Here is a 1,671-nt window from a genome sequence, read left to right on the forward strand (position 1 = left end):
TACCGGGAGGACTGGCTGCTGCTCGCCGGCGACGCGGCGCACCAGCAGATGCCGATCGGCGGCCAGGCCCTGAACCTGGGGCTGCAGGACGCCTTCAACCTCGGCTGGAAGCTGGGCGCCCGGATCGCCGGGCACGGCACCGACGCGCTGCTGGACACGTACCACGAGGAGCGGCACGCGGTCGGGCAGGGCGTCCAGAGCAACGTCAGGACCCAGGCGCTGCTGCTGCTCGGCGGGCCCGAGGTGGACGCGGTACGGGAGGTGTTCGCGGAGCTGAGCGCCAGTGAGAACGTACGGACGCATCTGGCGGGGCTGATCTCCGGGTTGTCCGTCCGCCACGAGGTGGGGGAGGCCGGGGCCTCCGGGGACGGCCGTGGGCTGACCGGTTCGCGCGTGCCGGCCTGGGAGGTCACCACCGCCGAGGGGAGCACCACCACGCTGGAGCTGCTGCGGCCGGGGCGGGGGCTGCTGCTCCTGCCACCGGGTGACGAGGCACGGCGGGCGGAGCTCGCGCGGGCGGCGGGGGCCTGGGGGGAACGGGTCCGGGTCGTGGCCGCGGATTCGGTGTCGGCTGCGGGTGGGAGCGGTGCGGCCGGTGTGGCCGGTGTGGCCGGTGTGCCTGAGGGGGGCGTTCTTGTGCGGCCCGACGGGTACGTGGTCTGGGCCGGCGGGCCGGAGGCGGGGGCGCTCGACGAGGCGCTGACGCGCTGGTTCGGGGCCGGGGGGTCCGGTGCGGGTGCGGGTGCGGGGGTACGGGATTCCGGTGCCCCGGTTGGTGTGGTGGCCGGTCCCGTTCCGGTGCCGGTCCGTACGGCCGACGCGGCTCTCGCCGGGGTCCGGCGGGGTGTGGGCGCGGAGCGGCTCACGGGCCGGACCGCGCTGGTCACCGGGTCGAGCCGGGGCATGGGCCGGGCGGCCGCGATCCGGCTCGCGCAGGAGGGCGCGCTCGTCGCCGTCCACTACAACCGGGACGAGGCGGCGGCCCGTGAGGTCGTCACCTCGGTCGAGAAGGACGGCGGGCGGGCCTTCGCGGTACGGGGCGAGCTGGGTGTCGACGGTGACGTGGACGGCCTGTTCGCCGTGCTGGAGGAGGACCTGCGGGAGCGGACCGGCTCCACCGACCTGCACATCCTGGTGAACAACGCCGGGGTGATGGGCGGGGTCGGTGCGGACGAGGTCACGCCGGAGCAGTTCGACAGGATCTTCGCGGTGAACGCGAAGGCGCCGTTCTTCCTGATCCAGCGGGCGCTGCGGAACATGCCCGATGGGGGGCGGATCATCAACATCTCGTCCGGGCTGACGCGGTTCGCCAATCCGGACGAGATCGCCTACGCGATGAGCAAGGGCGCGCTGGAGCAGCTCGCGCTGCACTTCGCGAAGGCGCTCGGGCCGCGCCGGATCACCATCAACTCGGTCGCGCCGGGGATCACGCGGAACGGGAACCCGGTGTTCGACATTCCCGAGGTGGTGGAGCAGATGGCGGGGCTGTCGGCGTTCGGGCGGGTCGGTGAGCCGGAGGATGTCGCGGACGTGGTGGCGTTCCTCGCCACGGATGAGGCTCGGTGGATCACGGGGTCGTTCGTCGATGCGACCGGGGGGACGTTGCTGGGGTGACGTTGTTCGGGGGCCGCTGCGCGGGGCCGTCTCCCCGCCCCGCCCTTCCTCCGTTCC

The 1,671-nt window shown here is 74.0% G+C and carries 1 protein-coding gene; it reads left to right on the forward strand.

The features are described 5' to 3' along the window. Nucleotides 1–1,614: SDR family oxidoreductase (locus tag VR44_RS46985; protein ID WP_052713524.1), on the forward strand; the 1,614-nt coding region annotated here is incomplete at its 5' end. Nucleotides 1,615–1,671: the final 57 nt, after the last annotated feature.

The sequence above is a fragment of the Streptomyces katrae genome (genome assembly GCF_000966975.1).
GTDB lineage: Bacteria > Actinomycetota > Actinomycetes > Streptomycetales > Streptomycetaceae > Streptomyces > Streptomyces katrae.